Origin of the sequence: Colwellia sp. C1TZA3 (genome assembly GCF_007954265.1) — a bacterium.
In the GTDB taxonomy this organism is placed as follows: domain Bacteria; phylum Pseudomonadota; class Gammaproteobacteria; order Enterobacterales; family Alteromonadaceae; genus Cognaticolwellia.
This window is the reverse complement of the sequence record NZ_VOLS01000064.1, coordinates 1-21,451: the sequence shown is the minus strand read 5'-3', so window position 1 is coordinate 21,451 and position 21,451 is coordinate 1. Positions and strand designations below refer to the sequence as shown.

The window sequence follows — 21,451 nt, the reverse complement described above, 5'->3', positions numbered from 1 at the left end:
TTGGAAGAGAATAAGTCTGATAATGTAGGCATAGCGCTTGTATTTGGTTTATTTGTTTTTTGTGGTGATTAACATATTACCAGATATCAAGCGCTTACTCGTTAAACTTGTGGGGATTCCTCAGACTAAAGTCCAACCTACATCGGGCCTATAGGTGATTTTTTAACGTTGGGCAATTATTTTTGTAGGTCGGACTTCAGTCCGTCAACCGTACAGCTGGCCGTTAAGCTGATGGGGTAAGAAAAATCTGCAGCGGGTACTATTTTTTCAATCTGCAGTTATATTGAAAAAGGTTAATGTGGTTTATGGGGAAAAGCGTTAAATTTCATTTAACTTGATGGACTAAAGTCCAACCTACATCGGGCCTACAGGTAATTCTTTAACGTTGGGCAATTCTTTTTGTAGGTCGGACTTCAGTCCGTCAACCGTACAGCTGGCCATTAAGCTGATGGAGCAAAAAAACATCTGCAGCGGGTACTATTTTTTCAATCTGCAGTTATATTGAAAAAATTAATGTAGTTTATGGTGAAAAGCGTTAAATTTCATTTAACTGATGGACTAAAGTCCAACCTACATCGGGCCTACAGGTGATTTTTTAACGTTGGGTAATTCTTTTTTGTAGGTCGGACTTCAGTCCGTCAACCGTACAGCTGGCCATTAACCTGATGGAGCAAAAAACATCTGCAGCGGGTACTATTTTTTCAATCTGCAGTTATATTGAAAAAGTTAATGTAGTTTATGGTGAAAAGCGTTAAATTTCATTTAACTTGATGGACTAAAGTCCAACCTACATCGGGCCTACAGGTGATTTTTTAACGTTGGGCAATTATTTTTGTAGGTCGGACTTCAGTCCGTCAACCGTTAAGTGGGCCATTAAGCTGATGGAGCAAAAAAACATCTGCAGCGGATATTATTTTTTCAATCTGCAGTTATATTGAAAAAGGTTAATGTTCTTTATGGTGAAAAGCGTTAAATTTCATTTAATTTGGTGGACTAAAGTCCAACCTACACAGGACCTACGGGTGATCATGTGACGGATGGACTAAAACATAAGAAACGCACTGATAGCTATTTCTTCTAACTGACTTTGCGCAGCCACTAAAAAGTATAGCTTGAGTTAACCCTATTCAAATTTACGATCGCGAGATAATAAATCTGCAGCCGCTAACTTGGCGTCTTTACCGCAATAAAGCACCTGATAAACCTGCTCAACAATAGGCATTTCAACGCCCATTCGCTGTGCCAGCATATACACTTCTTTGGTGTTGCGATAACCTTCTACCACCTGACCAATATCAGCAATCGCTTGCTCAACACCTGCGCCAGCACCTAAAGCTAAACCAAAACGACGGTTACGTGACTGGTTGTCAGTGCAAGTTAAGACTAAATCACCTAATCCTGCCATGCCCATAAATGTTGAAGGTTCGGCATTTAATGCACAACCTAAACGGGTCATTTCGGCTAGGCCTCGGGTAATTAAAGCGGTTCGTGCATTGGCACCAAAGCCAATACCATCAGCCATACCTGCACCAATGGCAATAACATTTTTCACTGCTCCACCTAACTGTACACCGATAAAATCGCTGTTACTGTAAACACGAAAGCTGCGCCCACAATGTAATAAGTTAGATATATCTTCAACAAAGGCATCATCGGTTGAAGATAAGGAGATCGCCGTTGGTAATCCTGCGGCCATTTCTTTTGCAAAGGTAGGTCCAGAAAGTACCGCTAACGATATGTCATTACCTAAAACTTCTCGTGCTACGTCTTGCAATAAGCGCCCTGAATCGTGCTCTAAGCCTTTAGTAGCCCAGACCAAACGGGTATCTTTTCTTAGATAAGGTTTGATTTTCTTTAGCATTTCACCAAATACATGGCTTGGCACCACCAATAAAATATTTTTACTAGCCGCGACTACGTTTGCCAAATCATCACTAACCACTAATGCTTTTGGAAACTGGCTGCCGGGTAAATATTTTTCATTAGCGCGTGTGTTAGCCATTTCAGCAACGTGATTAGCATCACGTCCCCAAAGCAATGTTTTATGGCCATTACGGGCTAAACATATGGCTAGCGCTGTGCCATAGGAGCCAGCGCCAATAACGGAAATTGCGGCAGAATCAGGGTTCATAAACTAGTGAGTTTCTGTGCTGGCTGGTACTTGTTCGCCGTTCGCTTGTGCTGCACGTTGTTGTACATAGTTTGCGAATAAAGCTTCAAAGTTTACCGGTGCTAAGTTAATTTGTGGGAAAGAGCCACGGCTAACTAAGTTTGCAACTGATTCACGCGCATAAGGGAATAAAGTTGTCGGACAAAATGCGCCAATAGTATGAGCTAATTGTGCTTCAGGCAGGTTACCAATAGTGAAAATACCCGCTTGTTGTACTTCAGCTAGAAAAGCTGTTTGATCTTCAACTTTAGCCGTAACCGTTAACGACAAAGTTACTTCATAAGTATCATCAGCGAGTTTAGTTGATTTAGTATCAATATCTAACTGTATTTCTGGCTTCCAATCTTTTTGAAAAATTGCTGGGGAGTTTGGTGTTTCAAATGAGATATCTTTGGTGTAAACGCGTTGAATAGCAAATTGTGGTGCTTGTTGTTCAGTTGTTGCTTCTGCGCCGTTTTGAATTTCGTCAGCCATGTTGTGTTACGTCCTATATAGTTACGCCTTTTTTAAGGCATTTTTATGCTATGTTTTTTCACTCATATTATTATGCTAAAAGTGAAGCTAATTTTCCTTGCGCATGTAATGCTAATAATTCATCACAACCGCCAATATGCTCATTGTTAATAAATATTTGTGGCACTGTTGCGCTGCCCTGACTGCGTGTGATCATTTTTTCACGCAATGGTGCATCACCATCAATTTTTATTTCGTTGTAAGCAATGTTCATATCATCAAATAAAGCTTTCGCTCTCATGCAATAAAAACAAGTTACTTTAGTATATATATCAACTGCCATTATCATAATCCGTTGTTTGTTTGGTTGCATACTACTTGGTTACAGGTAAACCCGCACTTAACCAAGCATTCATACCACCTTTAAGTAAACTTACTCGAGTAAAACCTGCTTTTGCTAGCTGGCTAGCCACTTTGCCCGCACTCATGCCAGCACTACATACTATAATGATGGGATTATCTTTATGTTTTTCAAGACTAGCAAAGTCATTTTTACTCACTTTATCATTGCCAAGGTGTAACGCATCGATAATATGTCCGGCTTTAAAGTCTTTCTCGCTACGGCTATCAACAACAACACCAGACTCTCTATTAACTAAAAAAGTCATTTGTTGTGTGCTTAATTGCTTAATAGGTGACATTTGAATTCTAATCGTCATAACAACAATCAAAAGAACAATAACCAGCCATATAGCGCTAAGTAAAGGCTGGCTCATTGCGAAAGTAATAAGTTGGTCCATAAGTTTTATGTTCTAATTAACTAAAATTTGCCATAGTATACAGGCTAATAAACTAAACCCAAACTGAACTTTTCATAGAAAAACAGATTTGCTTAATATCTTAATCCGCATCGACAAGTTTTGTTGTTATTGATGTAACTTTTCACGCCAAAATTGACTTGTAAAAGCAGATGAGATCAGAAGTTTTTTCTCTCTATAGACAGAAGATATTCACTGCGTGTCTTGATATACTGCTGTTGAAAATTATTTTTACTCGTACAAAGGAAGCCGTGATGCCAAACAAAAAATCAACAGTTCTTATTATTTTAGATGGTTGGGGATATAGAGAAAACCCAGAGTCTAATGCTATTTATCATGCCAAAACCCCGGTAATAGATAACCTAATGGCAAATAAACCGAATATGCTGATTGAAACCTCCGGCATGGCGGTTGGTTTACCTGACGGGCAAATGGGTAACTCTGAAGTAGGTCATGTTAATTTAGGCGCAGGACGTATTGTTTATCAAGACTTCACTCGCATCACCAAAGCAATTAAAGATAAAGAGTTTCAAAGCAACCCCACTTTGCTCAATGCGATAGAAAACGCTGTTAGCAACGATAAAGCAATACACGTTTTTGGCCTATTATCTCCCGGTGGCGTCCATAGCCATGAAGATCATATTTTTGCCATGTTAGAAATGGCTGTTGAAAAAGGTGCAAAAAAGATTTATTTACATGCTTTTTTAGATGGTCGTGATACGCCGCCTCGCAGCGCAGAAGCGTCGTTAATAAAAGCACAGGCTAAGTTTGCTGAATTAGGTTGTGGCCAAGTAGCTTCAGTAATTGGCCGCTATTATGCCATGGATAGAGATCAACGCTGGGATCGCGTCGAGTTAGCTTATAATTTAATGGTTTCAGGCCAAGCCGAGTTTCACTACAGTCAAGCGACTGATGCTTTGCATGCCGCTTACCAGCGTGACGAAAATGACGAGTTTGTCAAAGCCTCAGCGATTACTGACCAACAGGGTGAAGTAATTCAGGTACAAGATGGCGATGCCATGATCTTTATGAATTTTCGAGCCGATCGCGCGCGCCAATTTACCCGCTGTTTTACCGACATAAACTTTTCAGGCTTTACTCGCCAAAAACAGCCCAAGCTTGGCAGCTTTGTTATGCTGACCGAATATGCCGCCGACATCGATGCGCCCTCGGCATTCCCAGCCGTAAAACTTAATAACGTTTTAGGACAATGGTTAGAAAAGCATAATAAAACCCAACTGCGAATTTCAGAAACAGAAAAGTATGCGCACGTAACGTTTTTCTTCAGCGGCGGTAAAGAAGATACTTTTGTAGGTGAAGAGCGGATATTAGTGCCATCGCCACAAGTAGCAACCTATGACTTACAACCAGAAATGAACTCAACCCTGCTAACCGATAAATTAGTTGCTGCCATAGAAAGCGGCGAGCATGACTTTATTGTTTGTAACTATCCAAATGGCGATATGGTGGGTCATACCGGTGATTTTGATGCCGCCGTAAAGGCCTGTGAGGCAGTTGACGCTTGTATCGGTAGAATAGTGACCGCCTTAGAAAAAACAGGCAGCGAGGGTTTAATTACCGCTGATCACGGCAACGCAGAACAAATGATGGACAAGGTGTCAGGGCAAGCGCATACCGCACATACTTGTGAACCTGTACCGTTAATTTATATTGGTCGAAACGCAAAAATGGCCAAAACCGGCGCACTGAGTGATATTGCCCCCACTATTTTATCATTAATGCACATGCCGCAACCCAAAGAAATGACAGGGTGTAACTTATTAAAGTTAACTTAACATAAACGTGCTGTTTAAGGTGAATATCAGCTACCCAATATTAAAACGTAGCCAGTTCAACACTGGCTACGCTTTTTTTATTGGCCTAGTACTGGTGTTTCTCTCGTTCGATATTTTTGCCCAAACAGATACGAATGTTAGAAATAGTGTACAAAGCAGTGCAAAAGCCAATCAGCAACTGTCTGATATTCAACAAGCTATTAATCAACAAAAACTCACCTTATTAAGTACTAATGTAGAAATTAGTGATCTAGAGCAACAATTAAAAACAGATGATATTGCCATAGGTAAAATTGCCCGAAACTTGGCAAATACCAGTAGTAGCTTAACCAAAACACGCCAAAAACTAGATCAACTTAGCTCAGAAAAAAAACAATTAGCACTCGCCAAAAAACAGCAAGAGCAAATATTAGCCAAGCAACTTAGAGCTGCTTATTCTACCGGCCATCACGACTATATAAAGTTAATCCTTAATCAAGAAAAACCCAGTAATGTGCAGCGAACTATTACCCATTATCAATACCTTAATGCTGCCCGTATTGAAGAAATTAAAGCCTTTAAGAGCACGATTACTCAACTGAATGACGTGAGCGCACAATATCAGCAGCAAGCGGAACAATTAACCCAATTAACACAGACCCAAAGTCAGCAAAAACAACTGCTCGAATTATCAAAAACCAAACAAAAACAAACCTTAAAAGCCCTCAATACGAAAGCACTGACCGAACAACAGAAGCTAGCTAAATTAGAGCGAGAAGAGTCGGCATTGGTGGCCTTACTAAAAAAAATGGCTGCTGCCGCGCAAAAAGTAGAAAACTTAGTCGGCTTGAGTACATTAAAACGTCAACTGACTTGGCCTGTAAAGGGGCGAATTAGACACAGTTTTGGTTCAAGTAAACAAGGCTACTTAAAATGGAAAGGGGTATTTCTTTCAGCACCGATTGGCCGACAAGTTAAAACTATACATAATGGCACCATTTTATTCTCAGACTGGCTTAAAGGTTATGGACTAGTCTTGGTTGTTGATCATGGTGATGGTTACATGAGTTTATATGGCCATAATCAAGCATTACTTAAAGCGGTTGGCGATCGTGTTGAAGCGGGCGAACCCATAGCTTTAGTTGGGCAAAGTGGTGGCCAAGCCAATTCAGGCCTGTACTTTGAAATTAGACATACCGGTATCGCCGTCAATCCTAAACTCTGGTGTAAATAAGGTTATGTATTATCTGTTGAACTAGTCGATTTTGACAATCTGAACTGTTATTCTAAATAATGACTTATCATCTCATCAGAAAAACTTACCGTGCTGCGATTACTACTAACCTTTAGCTTACTTTGCCCTGCCTTGCTTTATGCTCAGCCTGCACAAGTAGCGATCATTATTGACGACATTGGCTATCGAAAAAGCGATGCTCAAGCACTCTATTTACCTGGAAATATCAGTTACGCGATTCTGCCTCATACGCCTTATGGAAAAATATTAGCCTTACAAGCAAAAGCAAACAAAAACGATGTTATTTTGCATATTCCAATGGAAGCAAAAAATGGCAAAAAGCTTGGCCCAGGTGCCTTAACCAGTACCATGAACGAAAAGGGTATTCGGGAAAAATTAACAAGTGCTTTTGCTGAAATTCCTTTCGCTTTAGGTATCAACAACCACATGGGCAGTAAACTTACCGAGCTATATCAACCCATGGCGTGGACCATGCAGTTCCTAAGTGAACGAGATTTAATGTTTATTGATAGCTTAACTACCGGTGCTAGCCAAGCAGAGCAAGTGGCGATAAGTTTTGGTGTACCCAGCTTACATCGACATATTTTTCTCGATAATAAATTAGAACACAGCTATATTCTCAACCAATTTAAACAGTTAATACTAGATGCCAAACGATATCATAGCGTTGTTGCTATCGCTCACCCACATCCTGAAACGATCAGTTCATTACATAAACTATTGCCCTTGCTGAAAAAAAACAACATAGAGCTAGTCCCCATATCCGAGCTACTAAGCAATAAAGCAGCAAACTCTAATCAACAAACTAATGCGGAAGATTAACTACCGTATTTACTTTAACCAGAAGCTATTTTTCTGGCATATATAGTAACTAGCTCTTTATGTTATGCTTTTTTAATAGCTTATGTAGATACTTCACCGGTATCGCATAGGTAATACCGCTCGGCTTACTGATCACTGTTTCTTTACTCTGCTGAACAAAAACTTTATTAATAATACCAATCACCTCACCGGTTTTAATATCATACATAGCACTACCACTATTGCCAGGATAAGCAGTTGCGTCTAATTGATAGACTAAATAAGGGTCCCTTAAGCGCTTAAGCATAGCTATGCTTATTTGTCTTGCATCATCAACTGGAATAATAGTTGGTGTTATAGCAGCAATAATACCTTGGTGTGTTACGGGGTAAAGCCCTAGCACCGCACCAATGGGGAACCCGGTAAATGCAATGGTACTGCCTTCACGTCGAAAGTCTTTTTTCGCTAATGATAATGCGGGTAGCGCCTGCCCTGAAATTTTAAGAATAGCAATATCATGCTCTTTATCACTAGCAATTAATTCAGCCAACTTTACTTTTGCCGCCTGGCCCTTACCGGTAAAAACCGCTAATTTTTGTAATAAGTTATCATCTAACTCTTGCTCAATAACATGTTTGTTAGTCACGATATAAGTACCATCACCAATGACAAAGCCTGTGCCATAAAGCTGATTTTTCGGCTGGCCTGTTGGTGTATAAACACCAATGCCAACCACGGAAGGTTTAAGTAAGCTAACTGTATCCTCTAAACTAGCACGGGCTGTTGCACTGAATATCAGCCCAATAAATAACAATGGCAATAACTTATTCATATTTTCACTCCTTTTAAAGATTTTCAACTTTACCTGAATTTAGCACATTTTTTTGCTAGCGCTTTCGCCATTTTTGCGCATAATTAAATAATAGAATATAGGGGGGAGATATATGTGGCGAATATAGTACCTATTCTAGCAGGTGGAGGAACACGTTTACCTGCTCATATCGGCGTGTTGCAAGCACTAAAAGATTTGCATATAGGTTTCTCTCATCTTGTTGGCGTATCGGGGGGCAGCATAATTGCTAGCTTATATGCCTCTGGATTGTCAATAGCAGCAATTAAACATATTGCGATAACCACCAATTACCATCAATTTAAAGGTTATTCATTAGTGTGCTTAATTCGCCATGGTGGTTTAAGTTCTGGTGATATTTTTGAACAATGGGTTGACCAACACCTAGAAGGTAAAAGGTTTATCGATCTAAATCGAAACTTACATATTGTAGCAACTGATGTAAAAACCGGCCGACCAGTTATTTTTAACCGTGCAAGAACACCTAGTATGAAAGTTTCTCTGGCCGTGCGTTTTTCTATGTCAATTCCACTGGTTTTCAGCTTTAAACCCTTTGGTAAACACTTAATGGTTGATGGCAGTATTCTATCGGAAGATGCCTTACACCGAGATTGGGCTATGGATGGCACGCCCGTGTTGTGTTTTCGTCTGCGCGGTGAGCATGAATATGACGTGCTCAAAACAGATGGACTATTTCCTATTGTAAATTACGTAACGTTATTGATCAGAACCTTTATGACAACCATATCACGCGAGTATATTAATGACGCATTTTGGCACAATACCATCATTATCAATACTGGCTTATGCTCAGCCGTTGATTTTGGTATGAGTGAAGAGAAAAAGTTTTCACTCTTTAATATTGGCTATGAAACCGCAATGAAAATTGTACCCATTAAAACTAATCATGGTCGTTAAATATTAAAAACACACAAGTTAATAAATAATTAACAAATATATTTCATAATCATTACATAAAATGGTAGATTAATTATAAAGCTGTATTAAAAGTAATTAATTATAAGCACGCCTAACCGACTAAAAAGTCAGGAACTTAAAATAATGAATTGGAGCAAGAAGTTGCTAAACGTGCCCGTAGTTGGGGCCATCACCAAACGCCTTGCATCAATGAAAGTTAATCATGACGCGATAGATATTGCTAAGCATTTCACCCAATTCTTAAAGCCTGAAATTGCCAATACTGCTGAGTTACGCGACGAAGTTTTCCGCATTCGTCACAATGTTTATTGCGAAGAATTGGCCTATGAAAAAGTAAAAAACGGTGGCAAGGAACAAGATGAGTTTGATGTCCACTCACTCTTCGCAATGATCAAACATAAGCCGTCAAATACCTACACAAGCTGCGTAAGAATGGTAACATCAGCTAACGAGTCTGAACTACTACCCATCGAAAAATATTGCCCCAACGCCATACAAAACGAAGAACTACACCCAAGCAACTTTCCACGCCATGAAATAGCTGAAATATCTCGTCTTGCTGTAAAGGCTGATTTTAGACGCCGTAAAATAGATAAATTCAAGGGCTCAGCAGTTGGTACGATTAATGAACCCACCTACTCAGAAACTGAACTACGTTGCTTTCCATTCATTGCTATTGGACTGTATATGGTCGGCGCATCAATAAGCATTAAAACGGGCGTAAAACACGTATATGTCATGATGGAACCAAGGCTAGCCCGTAGTCTGCGATTTGTTGGTATTAACTTTATTCAGCTTGGCAAAGCCATCGACTATCATGGTTTACGCGCACCTTACTACATTAACTCATCGATTTTTATGAAAAATTTATCGCCTGGATTTAAGTATTTATATAAAGAAATAGAAAGAGAAATTGGTAAAAATTTAACATAGTAATTTCTTATATTAATTTTATTACTAAGATCAAAAACTGATACTCGCTTAATAAACTCAAAGCTTTAGTATAAAAGGATCCTCATGTTTAACTATGAAGAAGCATTCTCTCGAAATATTGGTTGGGTTACTCAGGAAGAACAGCAAAAGCTTAAACACACCAAAGTGGCTATTGGAGGTTTAGGTGGTGTGGGTGGTGATCACGCCATAGTATTAGCTCGCTTGGGCATTGGAAATTTTCATATATCTGATCTTGATGATTATGATGTTGCTAATTTTAATCGCCAAGCCGGTGCTAACATGTCAACTTTAGGTCAAGCCAAAGCTGCTGTTATGGAAGATACCATCAGAAGTATCAACCCTGAAGCCAACATAAAAAACTTCAGCTCAGGCATCAATGAAGAGAATATGGATGACTTCTTAAATGGTGTAGATATCTACGTAGATAGTCTTGATATTTTTGTGTTAGAAATCAGACGCAAAATATTTCGTCGTTGCTATGAAAAAGGAATTCCAACAATAACAGCAGCACCAATGGGCATGGGAACCGCTTTTTTAGTGTTTATGCCCGGTAAAATGTCTTTTGATGACTACTTTGCCATCGTAGATGCTGCAACAAATAGTAGTGAAGAAGAAAGAGCTCAAATATTCAATGATAATATTATCCGCTTTGTTATTGGTGTTTCACCTTCGGTACAACAACGGCATTATTTAGTTGATAAATCATCAGTTAACTTCCTTAAAAAGAAAGTACCCTCAACCTGTATGGGTATATCCTTAGCTGCAGGGACACTGTGTACCAATGTATTAAAAATACTGCTAAAACGTGGTCACGTTATTCACGCACCTCATGGCATGCACTTTGATGCCTATCGAAATAGTTTGATTAAAACTTGGCGCCCTTGGGGTAATAAAAATTGGCTACAGCGCTTTATGTTTTGGCGAGTTAAAGCGTTATTAAAAGATAATAATTAACTTATTACTTAGCCACTTTACTTAAGTTTGACACATAAAAAAACCGCCTTAGCGGTTTTTTTATGTTTTACAATAAGGCTAATTATGATTTGCGACGACGTGCCGCAGCAAGACCTAATAGACCTAAACCTAAAATAGCGATGGAAGTCGGCTCTGGCACAGAAAAATTGATAGAACCGTTATGCGAACCATCGATATTAGCAGTACCGTTTACATAATTTACACTATTTAGAGACCGTGTATTTTGTGAGGCATTAAAGTAAACATTTTGACCCGGTACAGAAAAATAATCTTCATAGCTACCTAGTTTTGAAACAAACACATCGCCGGCATTAACACCATTAACAGTAGTTCCACCAAAGTTAGTCATTGCGCCAGATAGAACCGTTGAGTTACCGGTATCACCACCACCATTGACTTCTAAATCAAATAAGCGAGTAAATTCACTAACGCTAGCCATACTGTTATCGTAATAATACATAGAGATGGTACCCGAAGTGTAATCGAAACCAAAACCGTTCCATGTACCAGCCAAATCACTAAAGCCAAAAGTTAAACCCCAAGCACCAAAACCATTATTACTTGGGCCACTAAAAGCAGTTGATGCAGGTTCAAAGTTATTCACTAAATTATTTGATATGTCAGCTAAGCCAGTAAAACCACCGTTTGAAATACCACCTGAGGATAAAATACTATCACCGGCACTTAATCTGCCGTCAGCTACACCAAAAGTACCTGCATCCGTGACGGTTGAAGATGACTGATAAGCAATTGACAACTGATCTAACCAACCTGTTGTATTTGCACCCGCGGCTTTTGGGTTGTTGACACTGTTGCCACCAAAGTCATCACCTACATTAATATAAAATTGATCTGCTGCTACAGTTCCTGCAAAAGATAAAGCAACAAGTGCTGTTACTACTTTTGTTATCTTGGTTACTACTTTTTTCATGTTAATCCCTTACTTGTTTAATTACACTAAGATATGCAAATCTTAAGCCACAACAATTAAGCCATTGATTAAAAATAATTATTTAAAATAAAGGTAATAAATTTTAGCTGTAGTGTTAATAAATTCGACACTGCATTTGAAAATAATTATTTAAAATAAGCACAAGCAAGCGTCTAGAAGTCTGACTAAAATTATTATGCGCAGCTATTAAGTTTTTTTACTCCATATTTAAAAAGATCTCAGTTAAATTATCGAGATAAACTTTAGTTTCTTGGTGATAAATAACCCTCGAGCAAAAAGCTATACTGGGTATTACACAAACCTAATAAATAGTATCAACACACTATGTCATGATACTTACGTAGTCTGGATACATGACCTAAATAGAGAAACTGGATACAGAAAAAAACCGCCTTACAGCGGTTTCATTAATCTTAAATTCAAATAATAATACAAAAAGTTATTGAGCTTTACGACGCTTGGCTCCTGCAAAGCCCAATAAACCTAGCCCTAAAATAGCAATAGAAGCAGGCTCTGGTACTTGAGCAAAGTTTATAGAGCCGTTGTGAGAACCGTTTAAAGTAGCCTGTCCATTTGCAAATTGAAGATTACCTATGGCTTGAGTGTCTTGTGAGGCATTAAAGCTAACTTTTTGATTATTCGGTGGCCCACTTAGGTCGCCAAAAGATCCTAAAGCAAAATTAAACACATCAGTCGCATCAATACCATTTACTAAAGATATCGTGTTAAAATTAACTAACTGGCCATTTAAAACGGTGGAATTACCGGTGTCACCACCACTTGTTACTTGTAAATCAAACAGTCTTACAAAACTAGCAAGGTTAGCCGTCGTATTATCATAATAATACATAGATATCGTACCAGAAGTATAATCAAATCCTGAGCCATTCCAGGTGCCAGCTAAATCAGGAAAACCAAAAGTTAAACCCCACTGAAGTTGACTACCAGATCCAAAGCCATTATTACTTGGCCCACCAAAGGTGGTTTCTGCTGGTTCAAAGCCACTAATTAGATTAGAACTAATACCAGTTGGGTCGACAAAGTTAGCGTTGCTTACACCCCCAGCAGACATTATTGTATCGCCCACTGATAAGACATTTGCCCCACCAACACCACCATCAGTGATCACAGATGTAGAGTCATACAAAAACGATATTTGATCTAGCCAGCCGGTTGTAGTGGCGCCATTGGCCGTATTCGCATTCCCGCCTTGATCAGAGCCTATATCTATATAAAATTGATCAGCAGCGGCACTGCCGGCAAAACTTCCGGCGATAGATAGAGCGATTAAAGTTGAAATTAGTTTTTTCATTTTCGTTCCTTATAAATGTGAACTAATTTGCAAAAAAGCTAAATATGCAAAAAATTATTTGGTAACAAGAATATTACCAACTAAAAGTTTGCATAAAACAGACCAACACGATACCTGACTGTTTTATTAGTTTTTTTTTAATCACAACAAAAATTATATATTCATTATGTAAAAAAAGCTGACACTTTAAAGGCATAGTGTTGGGTTATATTTCCCTTTTCACCCGTTTAAGACGGCTCAAACTATCTGCTGATAATGTTGATTCATTAAGCTGTTTTAACAGTTTTTTCGCATCCTGCTTTTCATTGTTGCTAAGTAATGCCTGAATATAATGTAAGGTATAATTACTATTACTTTGTTCTGCTTCGTACGATTTTTTAAGGTATGTTAAAGCCTGTTTATTTTCCCCAGCAGCTAACAAAATTACTCCAAAAGTATTTTGCACAATAGGCTCGTCTGGAGCTTCACTTATCGCAAGGCTCGCCTGTGCTAGCGCCTGTTTTGTATCGCCTTGTGCTAACAATACCCAGGCCAAATTATTTGAAATAACAAAGTGATCATTTGTACGCTTAAGCAACCGATTATAAATAGCAATAGCCTTAGCTAACTGCTTTTGTTCAGAATAAAGCTCTGCCTGCTTCAACAGAATAGCAATAGGAATATCTGACTTAATACGATTGGTAACCTCATTAATAATCTCAATTGCCTGCTCTGCTTGCCCAAGGTTTTGCATAGATTGTACAATTTCAAGGATAACTTTCTGAGAATTTACTTGTTTATAAATGGGTTGGAGGAACCCGATTGCATCCTGATAATTTTGCTCCATAAATGCTACTTTGCCTTTTAAACGCTTAATTTTAAGCTCTACTTGTGGGCTGTTAGCTAAACTCGCTAATATTTTCTTTGCTTCAGGCAATTTATTATTATCTAAATAAAACGCAACCAAGTCTGTTTGTGCAATGAGATCATTGGGCTGTAATTTAACGGCCTGTACTTGTGATTGAAGGGCATTAAATTTATCCCCCATTTTATTATGAATTAGGGCTTTGGCAAGATAAGCTCTCGGCTCTCTATCCTGAAACTGAATGTAGGCATCCACTTGGTTGAGCGCTGACTCATACTCGTTGTGATAGGTGTAAATTTTTGCTAAGAGTAAGTTCAAACGTAAATCAGCCGGATGTTGCAACAAAGCCTTCGCTAAAATATTTTGTGCCTCATTAAATTGCTGCTGAAATATAAAATATTCAGCTAAAGCTAAACTGGCTGCAGGCTTACCAGCAGAATTAATAATATTTGATTCAAAAAAAACTTTAATTTCTGCTTGATAAGTACTATCAGTAACATATTTTAATAAAGCGTTTATGGCATGAACCTGATCGGGGTCGATGGTCAGAATTTCTTGATAATAGCTAATAGCAGCCTCAAGGTCATTTTTTTGCTTTGCCAAATCAGCCAGTGAATATAATGCGCCCACTTGTTTGTTATTTAACCCCACCACCTTTTTAAGCTCTGCTTCCGCTAGATCATATTTTTCTTGACGTTTAAATATAGCAGCCATTAAGCCATAAGCCAGCTGTTCATTGCGTTTTTCAATACCATTTGTGATTTCAATCGCTTGTTTGTAATTTTGTTCATCGAGCAGTTTCAGTACTTTCATAGCCGCTACTGTGTCTTCATCAGGGTTCTTTTCAAACGCAGCCTCAAAAAAAACACCTGCAGAATCATCGTTATTCAGTAATTTTTGTATACCTATTTGAAAGTCTATAAAACCATCTTCAGGTGCTATAGTTGAGGCTTTTGACAACAATCGTTCTGCAGTATCCACTCGTCCTAAATTAAATAACTCTTGAGCAGATGAGGACAATAATTCGACATCTAATTCCTCTAATTGAGCGTTGGATAATGCCGCTATACTTTCATCAATATAGCCCAATTGTAATCGAAGACTATTTAATAAGCGTTGCGCTGGATGTTTTAGTGGCAATCTATCTTTAATTTTTACTAAATGAGAATAAGCCAGTTCTGGTTCTTTAAGTTGGTATGCACTTATACCAGCAACCACTCTGGAAATGAGTAAATTATTATTTCTTTGTAAGGCTAACTCAGCAAAATACTTGGCTTGTGCATAATCTTTATCAACAAACCTGATCTGCGATTTCATTTCGTTACCTAAAGGTTGAGAAGGTAGGTTTTTCAATATCACGTCGACTTGCTTTTCGGCCGCTTGATAATTTAAGGCTTTAGTTAATGATAATGCGAGCATTAATCTAGAATACAGATCTCTGGGATGAAGCGCTAAAAATTCACCATAAACTTCTGCCGCTTTGCTCATGTCATTTTTAGCAAATAGAAACTGTGCCTTAGAAATAATAGCAATGTCTAGTCCGGGAGATAAAGATATCACTTCATTAATTAATTGCAGCGCGTTTTCATAATTGTTGTTTAAACCCGTAGCCCATGATTGACTTATTTCTGTATACGGCGACTCAATATTATCCGAAATTATTTTTTCAAAAACAACTTTCGCAAAGTTAACCTCACCATCACGAACATAAGAAAGACCTAAATATGTTCTTGGAATAATCAGAATATTGGCATCTATCAATAAATTATTGTCTATTAATTCACTAATAGCGCTACTATTATTTAAGTGGTAATACACCGATGCTAATAAAGGGAGAACAACCGTATTTTTATTACCTAATTCCAATACCCTATCAAGCTCTTTTTCAGCTAATAACCAAATGCCCTCTTGTAGATACGTAATACCTAATAATAGTCGGGCTTCAGAGTTTTCTGCGTCAAGTTTCAGCACATTTTTAAGACTGATAATCGCTTCGTTATTCTTCCCTTCTTTTAGAGATGCCTTCGCAGCAGCGATATATTCTTCTGGAGTGTAATTGTTACCACAGCCTAAAAGTGCCAGTACCAATGTTAAAGCAACGATAACTTGTTGAGTTGTTTTCCCTAATAGCATTATCCTATCCTTTTGTATTTAAATAACAATTATAAATTTCGCAGCGTTCGATTTTTTTTTGCCAAAGTTATAAGTGAATTTTTTCTCTGCTTAGTGCTACTATTATTGACTACCTTTCGTAATACATCCAATGCCTTTTGGTTTTCGTTAATGCTGATTAATACCTCTGCATAATTAAGTGCGATACTCATATCTTGACCTTTACTTATTTTGTATGCTTTTGATGATGCTTTCCATGCATCCAATCTATTCTCAGTCTTAAGTAAAACCATCCCTCTTGTATCGACAACATTTGGATTTTCAGGGGCAAGGCCTATTGCTTTCTTAGAGTGTAATAGTGCAGTTTCTAATTCACCTTTTGCTATATTTAACCAAGCTAAGTTATTTAAGGCGACAATATTATTGGGCAGTCTACTTAACATTTTTTCATAGTGACTAATCGCTTTATCTGGCTGTGCTTGTAAGTATAAATTAGCCAACTGCCCGCGCACTTTGTCATCATTTTCATTACTGACAAGGTGCGACTCTAGACTTGTAATGGCTGCATTGAGTTGATTGTCACCCTGTAATGAACTTGCCAAGAGGATAATATTTTGGCTAGATGGAAAGTGGTGGTAATAGGCTGCTAGCAGCGGTATTGCCTGTGCATAATTTTGCTCTAATAAATAAATTCTGCCTTGAAAACCTTGGCTAAGCTTTTTATTCATTCCCACACTTTCTAACTTGCTGTAAAAGTTTTTAGCTTCGCGTAGTAATTTTCCCTCAAGTAGTAAGTGCATTTTCGCCATTTTGAGCATTTTATTATCTTTATGTGGCCCAGCAAGCGATTTATTAATCAGCACTAGTGCCTTATCTGCTTGCTTTTTATTAACAAATTGCTTTACCAATAACAAAACTGGCTCTATATGGTAAGGATTTGTTTTAAGCCAACCGGCTAGTAGCCGTTGATAGTTAATATCGTTATCCTGCTTTTTTTGTACAAAAAGCATCAACTGCCATAGTTTTTTAGGCGATATTATTGAGGTAGTATATGAAGCTAAAACTTGATCAGCGGCGACAATATTATCAGTATCTAGTAACACTTCGGCATAAAGCATTCCATAAGACAAGTCGGCTTTATTTGTTTCAAACAAGGTTTTAATTTTTGCAAATGCGGACTCATCCTTAAATATCCCATAATGTTGCCTTAAAATTTTAACATTTGCAGGAAAAGCAGTTACCGCCATTTCAGACCAGTGTTTAGCCGCTTGGTCATGCTTTTGCTGCTGCGCTATTAAGGTTAGCTCGGTTAATGCGAATAAATTATTTGGTGCAATGGCTAGACTTTGTAACAGTGCTTCCTTAGCCTTTGTTAATTTGCCTTTTTTTAAATAGACACCCGCCAATACATTATAACCACCGGGGTTATCTGGATATTCATTTTTCCATTTCTCTGAAATATCTAATGCTTGGTCAAAATCGCCAGTCTGAATAGCCGCGTATGCTAACGCCAACTCAGCTGATAACATATCAGGAGATTGCGCAAGCGCAGCTTTTAAATTTTGTATGCCTGAAGGATCATTTAGCACTAGCTTTAACATCCCCTCGCGAACCTTTTGCTCTGCATCACTAGCAGTGCCATCGGTTTCATGAGTGCTAACTTGACTCGCTAATGCTTTGGCATCTTGATAGGCACCTAATTCAGCTAACTGATAACTGAGTGAAGATAAAAATTTATCATCTGCTTTTGATACTGACGTAAAGCCACTTAATGTATCGCTTATTTCACCGACCAAACCCAATTGCAACTGACTCAGAGCAAAAATTTTACGGGCAGGATGATCCGGCGTTAAATATTGCACAATTGAATTTAAATGATAGTGACTTTGTTCAAAGTTATTTAAAAAATATGAACTAACACCCGCTATAAGTTTTAAGTAAGGCCAATTAAAATTACTGAGTAACGCGCTTTCTGCATGCCTTTTTGCTCCTCGATACGCTTTAAGTTCAAATAGTGCAGTGGCTTTAACATAATGTGCAAAAGGTTGATTAGGTAACGTCGACAAAATAATATCAGCATATTTTTCAGCTGCTGAATACTTTTGCTCTTTAAGTAAAGAGTCGGCTAAAAACAATATCACCACACTTGATTTTGGCTGTAATGTAGCAAACTGCAAGTAACTACTACTGGCCCTCGCATGATCATTCATTGCCGTAGCTATTTGACCTTGTAACATTAAAGCATCTGGATTTTTTGGCTCAGCAGCTAATACGCGCAACACTTGAGTATTGGCTTTAACGATTTGTTTTTCTGCTAAATTTAAATAAGCCATTGCCATCATAGAATAGAGACTGACCGAGTCAAATGAATTCGCTTGTGCTGAGGCCTCCACTGCAAGCGCTATATTTTCAGTACGAATGGCTGCTAAGGTTTTATAAGCTAAATAACGCATCTGGACATCATCAGGTAACAATTTTGCTTGGTCATTCAAAGCGAGAATATCAGTATCTGCATCTACCAAAATATAGGCGCGAGCTAAAAGCGGCAGCACCTTAGCGGGACTATAATTATATTCTTGCGCTTTTTCTAACTCTTTCACAGCATTTAGGCCACTGCCTTGTTGCAAATAAAGTTGACCTAATAAAAACCGAGCATCGGCATTATCAGGTGCTTTTTTTATCGCATTTTTTAACTCAATAATACTTTCATTAAATTTGTCTTCATCGATATAAGTTTTTGCTTTATTGATATGAGTTAAAGCAGTTTCGCTTTCGCTGCAACCGCCGATATTAATCAATACACTGCAACAAACTAAAACACTTAACCATTTCATTATTAAATCCCTTTATGCACTTAGATAGACTATATTTTACTTCATAGAACATACTACCTACTTAACAAACTGCTTACAATTTACTAACAGGCCAACCCATTATAATACAAATAAAAGGTTTTATCGTTAGCAGAGAAATAACTATCACTAACGAGTTATACTAGGTAGTATTAAATGTAAACAATATGGATATCAACGGTTAATAATGAATAGAAATGTCTTTTTTGAACTGCCAAAAATTAATAAACCTTTTCTTTGTATATTAATAATTTTTACTACTATTTGTGTGTTGAACATCCCTATTCTGCTAACCCTTTGGCGACACGGGTTTGATGATGGCACGTATTCTCATGCCTACCTTATTCCTTTTATTAGTTTATATCTTTATTATCAATTATCTCGAAATGGCACACTAGAATTCAAAGAAACATGGTCTGTAATTCCCACTATATTATTACTCTTAAGTTGTGGCTTATTGTTTATAACAAGTAACGCACAAATAAGTGTTGGTTATTGGGGAGCGTTATTAGCGGTTTTTATCACCAGTGTAACTATGCTGTACCGGTTTAATTATTACATTGTTTTTCCTGCTGCCTTTCTCATTTTTATATTCCCTTTGTGGGGGGTATTAGTCCCTATACTGCAAAATGTATCTACAGCGGCTGTCACTTACCTGATGAGTTTTACGGGTGTGCCCACCTATGTAGAAGGCAACTTTGTAACTATTCCCGCAGGCGTATTCGAAATAGCGGATGGATGCAGTGGATTAAGATACATGATTGTTTCATTAGCTATTGGTTCTCTATTTATTTTTCTTAATATTAGAGACACCAAACGAGCCATATTATTTTTGTTGATAACCATAACTGGTGCATTACTGATTAACTGGATAAGAATTACAGCTTTAATATTAATTGGTGAATATACCAATATGGAAAGTAGTTTAATGAAAGATCATAATACTTTTGGCTGGTATCTTTATGTGCCATTTATGATCTTGCTTTTTTGGTGGGGTAACAAAATTTCTGACATTAACTTAACTGCCTCATCATCAAATACAACACAAGTTGGCAATCGCCCCAGCTATCTATCTATGGCAGTATTGTTATTAATGTTGGGCTTGTCATCAACCACTTTCAGCACAATGCTTATACCTGCTGCTACTGAAAATTTAACCAGCGATGCTACTTTTGAAGTACAGCCAAAAATTCATTTTTATTCTTTTGTCACTGACAATATATCTTCAAATGACAATACTATTGAGCTTACTTATACTTTCAGTGGTAAAGCTTTAGATGGTAAACCAAGTTATTATGAAAATAATTTAATACCCAGTGGTTGGAAGACTATTCGACAAGAAAACCGTCAAAACAAAAAAATACACAGTGTTTTTAAGGATGGTAAAAGCGCATTAATTCTGGTCAGTTATGAAATCAACAAACAACAATTTTCGTCACTTACCGCTTTCAAAATCGCCCGATTAGCCCTGGCGGCCAAAAACATTAATCAAACCAAACTGCATTGGAAATTTATACCTTGTCAGCAACGTAATTGCCAAGCTGAGTTACAAAACCTCTAAGCGAATATCATCAACTAAAACGCTACCTTCATAATAATTGATATGGGGTTCACCAAACATGAAATATTCAGGGTAAGCGCTGCCACTAGGCCATGCGGTAAAACTTTTACCTGAAAAAACCTGTTCGCTATTATCAAGACAATCAAGCGCTAGTTCTTCTGGTGTTTGGTTGTAATGGTAAATACAGTGTTTGCGATAATCCATGCCTGGTACCTAACCCTTCCTCGACTTGCACAAACCTGCACCTTGAAGTGGAACGGGTATAGTCTGCCCAGCATTTTTAAATCGACCTTCAATAGCATATTCATAATACAAAGCAGTGCGCGTAAAGGTAACTGTGTACCATTCATCAGGTAAGTAATAATCAACAGGCACATCAGAAATTTTTTGCCACTGGCCATCCACATAACTAATGAATTTTTTACCAAACGACTTATGTGTGTCACTTTTTCCGTCTAGTGCAATCACGTTCACTGTATGATTAAAGTTTTTTCTATTCCAACTATCAATCACAAATTTACGATGATGATGCATCCAAATATTATTGTGAGGTTTAGGTGGGCTATCTAATATTGCAAGCCAGTAAAACCCATTATGGCCGACACTTGATAACTCTCGCCAAGGTTCAGCACTTTCATTACCATCGTTATAACCATTAAGCTTCGATTTATTGCCGTAGTTAGCAAAACCAACTTTTAAACTAATACCAATTTGATTAATTAAGTGATCACCTTTTTCATGAGGAAAAATGGATAAATACAAGGCATAAAATTTAGTCAGTAGTTATTCACCTTATAAATTTTATAACGCTGTAGTTATTCATTTTAA

At 37.8% G+C, this 21,451-nt stretch carries 18 protein-coding genes; 7 read left to right on the top strand and 11 right to left on the bottom strand.

Annotated features, from left to right (window positions below):
* Window positions 1-1,123 precede the first annotated feature (1,123 nt).
* The 4 genes from gpsA to ESZ39_RS15160 all read right to left on the bottom strand — a co-directional run bounded on the left by gpsA (window position 1,124) and on the right by ESZ39_RS15160 (window position 3,324).
* Window positions 1,124-2,131, bottom strand: a complete 1,008-nt coding sequence (gpsA, locus tag ESZ39_RS15175; protein ID WP_146880768.1) for an NAD(P)H-dependent glycerol-3-phosphate dehydrogenase — start codon at window positions 2,129-2,131, stop codon at window positions 1,124-1,126.
* A 3-nt stretch (window positions 2,132-2,134) separates the two neighbouring features.
* Window positions 2,135-2,644, bottom strand: a complete 510-nt coding sequence (gene secB, locus ESZ39_RS15170; RefSeq protein WP_146880767.1) for a protein-export chaperone SecB — start codon at window positions 2,642-2,644, stop codon at window positions 2,135-2,137.
* A 70-nt stretch (window positions 2,645-2,714) separates the two neighbouring features.
* A complete protein-coding gene (gene grxC, locus ESZ39_RS15165) occupies window positions 2,715-2,966 on the bottom strand; it encodes a glutaredoxin 3 (protein WP_411266887.1) in 252 nt (83 codons plus the stop codon).
* Window positions 2,967-2,997: 31 nt separating this feature from the next.
* Window positions 2,998-3,324: a rhodanese-like domain-containing protein gene (locus ESZ39_RS15160; RefSeq protein ID WP_223270413.1), complete on the bottom strand. Its 327-nt coding sequence runs from the start codon at window positions 3,322-3,324 to the stop codon at window positions 2,998-3,000.
* Between the two features lie 371 nt (window positions 3,325-3,695).
* Between ESZ39_RS15160 and gpmI the strand changes: the two genes are divergently transcribed.
* The 3 genes from gpmI to ESZ39_RS15145 all read left to right on the top strand — a co-directional run bounded on the left by gpmI (window position 3,696) and on the right by ESZ39_RS15145 (window position 7,293).
* A complete protein-coding gene (gene gpmI, locus ESZ39_RS15155; protein WP_191321818.1) occupies window positions 3,696-5,237 on the top strand; it encodes a 2,3-bisphosphoglycerate-independent phosphoglycerate mutase in 1,542 nt (513 codons plus the stop codon).
* 19 nt (window positions 5,238-5,256) lie between these two features.
* Window positions 5,257-6,450, top strand: a complete 1,194-nt coding sequence (locus ESZ39_RS15150) for a murein hydrolase activator EnvC family protein (RefSeq protein WP_146880765.1) — start codon at window positions 5,257-5,259, stop codon at window positions 6,448-6,450.
* A gap of 90 nt (window positions 6,451-6,540) precedes the next feature.
* On the top strand, window positions 6,541-7,293 hold the full coding sequence (locus ESZ39_RS15145) for a divergent polysaccharide deacetylase family protein (RefSeq protein ID WP_223270412.1): 753 nt from the start codon (window positions 6,541-6,543) through the stop codon (window positions 7,291-7,293).
* Window positions 7,294-7,342: 49 nt separating this feature from the next.
* On the opposite strand, the gene ESZ39_RS15140 is transcribed toward ESZ39_RS15145, so the two are convergent.
* Window positions 7,343-8,104: a serine protease gene (locus tag ESZ39_RS15140; protein WP_146880763.1), complete on the bottom strand. Its 762-nt coding sequence runs from the start codon at window positions 8,102-8,104 to the stop codon at window positions 7,343-7,345.
* A gap of 114 nt (window positions 8,105-8,218) precedes the next feature.
* Between ESZ39_RS15140 and ESZ39_RS15135 the strand changes: the two genes are divergently transcribed.
* The 3 genes from ESZ39_RS15135 (at window position 8,219) to ESZ39_RS15125 (ending at window position 10,969) form a co-directional block, all read left to right on the top strand.
* Entirely contained in the window at window positions 8,219-9,040 is an 822-nt protein-coding gene (locus tag ESZ39_RS15135; RefSeq protein ID WP_146880762.1) for a patatin-like phospholipase family protein, read from the top strand.
* A gap of 144 nt (window positions 9,041-9,184) precedes the next feature.
* Window positions 9,185-9,994: a PEP-CTERM/exosortase system-associated acyltransferase gene (locus ESZ39_RS15130; protein WP_146880761.1), complete on the top strand. Its 810-nt coding sequence runs from the start codon at window positions 9,185-9,187 to the stop codon at window positions 9,992-9,994.
* 84 nt (window positions 9,995-10,078) lie between these two features.
* Window positions 10,079-10,969: a ThiF family adenylyltransferase gene (locus ESZ39_RS15125; protein WP_191321817.1), complete on the top strand. Its 891-nt coding sequence runs from the start codon at window positions 10,079-10,081 to the stop codon at window positions 10,967-10,969.
* An 82-nt stretch (window positions 10,970-11,051) separates the two neighbouring features.
* Here ESZ39_RS15125 and ESZ39_RS15120 read toward each other — a convergent pair whose 3' ends face one another.
* The 4 genes from ESZ39_RS15120 to prsT (ESZ39_RS15105) form a co-directional block, all read right to left on the bottom strand.
* Entirely contained in the window at window positions 11,052-11,921 is an 870-nt protein-coding gene (locus tag ESZ39_RS15120; RefSeq protein WP_146880759.1) for a PEP-CTERM sorting domain-containing protein, read from the bottom strand.
* A 460-nt stretch (window positions 11,922-12,381) separates the two neighbouring features.
* Complete coding sequence (locus tag ESZ39_RS15115; RefSeq protein ID WP_146880758.1) at window positions 12,382-13,254, bottom strand: PEP-CTERM sorting domain-containing protein; 873 nt, start codon at window positions 13,252-13,254, stop codon at window positions 12,382-12,384.
* Between the two features lie 205 nt (window positions 13,255-13,459).
* Entirely contained in the window at window positions 13,460-16,231 is a 2,772-nt protein-coding gene (gene prsT / locus ESZ39_RS15110; protein WP_146880757.1) for an XrtA/PEP-CTERM system TPR-repeat protein PrsT, read from the bottom strand.
* Window positions 16,232-16,260: 29 nt separating this feature from the next.
* Window positions 16,261-19,044: an XrtA/PEP-CTERM system TPR-repeat protein PrsT gene (prsT, locus tag ESZ39_RS15105; protein ID WP_146880756.1), complete on the bottom strand. Its 2,784-nt coding sequence runs from the start codon at window positions 19,042-19,044 to the stop codon at window positions 16,261-16,263.
* A gap of 205 nt (window positions 19,045-19,249) precedes the next feature.
* Here prsT (ESZ39_RS15105) and xrt point away from each other — a divergent pair, with 205 nt between their 5' ends.
* Window positions 19,250-20,623 (top strand): exosortase, encoded by a 1,374-nt coding sequence (gene xrt / locus ESZ39_RS15100; RefSeq protein WP_146880755.1) that lies wholly within the window; start codon window positions 19,250-19,252, stop codon window positions 20,621-20,623.
* Here xrt and ESZ39_RS15095 read toward each other — a convergent pair.
* Both ESZ39_RS15095 and ESZ39_RS15090 read right to left on the bottom strand, forming a co-directional pair.
* The gene (locus tag ESZ39_RS15095; RefSeq protein WP_146880754.1) at window positions 20,609-20,827 is read right to left on the bottom strand and encodes a hypothetical protein; all 219 of its coding nucleotides are present in this window, start codon (window positions 20,825-20,827) and stop codon (window positions 20,609-20,611) included. The two genes, xrt and ESZ39_RS15095, sit on opposite strands and share 15 nt — an antisense overlap.
* Window positions 20,828-20,836: 9 nt before the next feature.
* Window positions 20,837-21,385 (bottom strand): hypothetical protein, encoded by a 549-nt coding sequence (locus ESZ39_RS15090; RefSeq protein ID WP_146880753.1) that lies wholly within the window; start codon window positions 21,383-21,385, stop codon window positions 20,837-20,839.
* Window positions 21,386-21,451: the final 66 nt, after the last annotated feature.

Coding starts and splice junctions, on each gene's coding strand:
- gpsA (WP_146880768.1), bottom strand. CDS start 2,131: ATGAACCCTGATTCTGCCGCAATTTCCGTTATTGGCGCTGGCTCCTAT.
- prsT (WP_146880757.1), bottom strand. CDS start 16,231: ATGCTATTAGGGAAAACAACTCAACAAGTTATCGTTGCTTTAACATTG.
- xrt (WP_146880755.1), top strand. CDS start 19,250: ATGAATAGAAATGTCTTTTTTGAACTGCCAAAAATTAATAAACCTTTT.
- ESZ39_RS15095 (WP_146880754.1), bottom strand. CDS start 20,827: ATGGATTATCGCAAACACTGTATTTACCATTACAACCAAACACCAGAA.
- ESZ39_RS15130 (WP_146880761.1), top strand. CDS start 9,185: ATGAATTGGAGCAAGAAGTTGCTAAACGTGCCCGTAGTTGGGGCCATC.
- ESZ39_RS15125 (WP_191321817.1), top strand. CDS start 10,079: ATGTTTAACTATGAAGAAGCATTCTCTCGAAATATTGGTTGGGTTACT.
- gpmI (WP_191321818.1), top strand. CDS start 3,696: ATGCCAAACAAAAAATCAACAGTTCTTATTATTTTAGATGGTTGGGGA.
- ESZ39_RS15140 (WP_146880763.1), bottom strand. CDS start 8,104: ATGAATAAGTTATTGCCATTGTTATTTATTGGGCTGATATTCAGTGCA.
- grxC (WP_411266887.1), bottom strand. CDS start 2,966: ATGGCAGTTGATATATATACTAAAGTAACTTGTTTTTATTGCATGAGA.
- ESZ39_RS15115 (WP_146880758.1), bottom strand. CDS start 13,254: ATGAAAAAACTAATTTCAACTTTAATCGCTCTATCTATCGCCGGAAGT.
- prsT (WP_146880756.1), bottom strand. CDS start 19,044: ATGAAATGGTTAAGTGTTTTAGTTTGTTGCAGTGTATTGATTAATATC.
- ESZ39_RS15120 (WP_146880759.1), bottom strand. CDS start 11,921: ATGAAAAAAGTAGTAACCAAGATAACAAAAGTAGTAACAGCACTTGTT.
- ESZ39_RS15160 (WP_223270413.1), bottom strand. CDS start 3,324: ATGTCACCTATTAAGCAATTAAGCACACAACAAATGACTTTTTTAGTT.
- secB (WP_146880767.1), bottom strand. CDS start 2,644: ATGGCTGACGAAATTCAAAACGGCGCAGAAGCAACAACTGAACAACAA.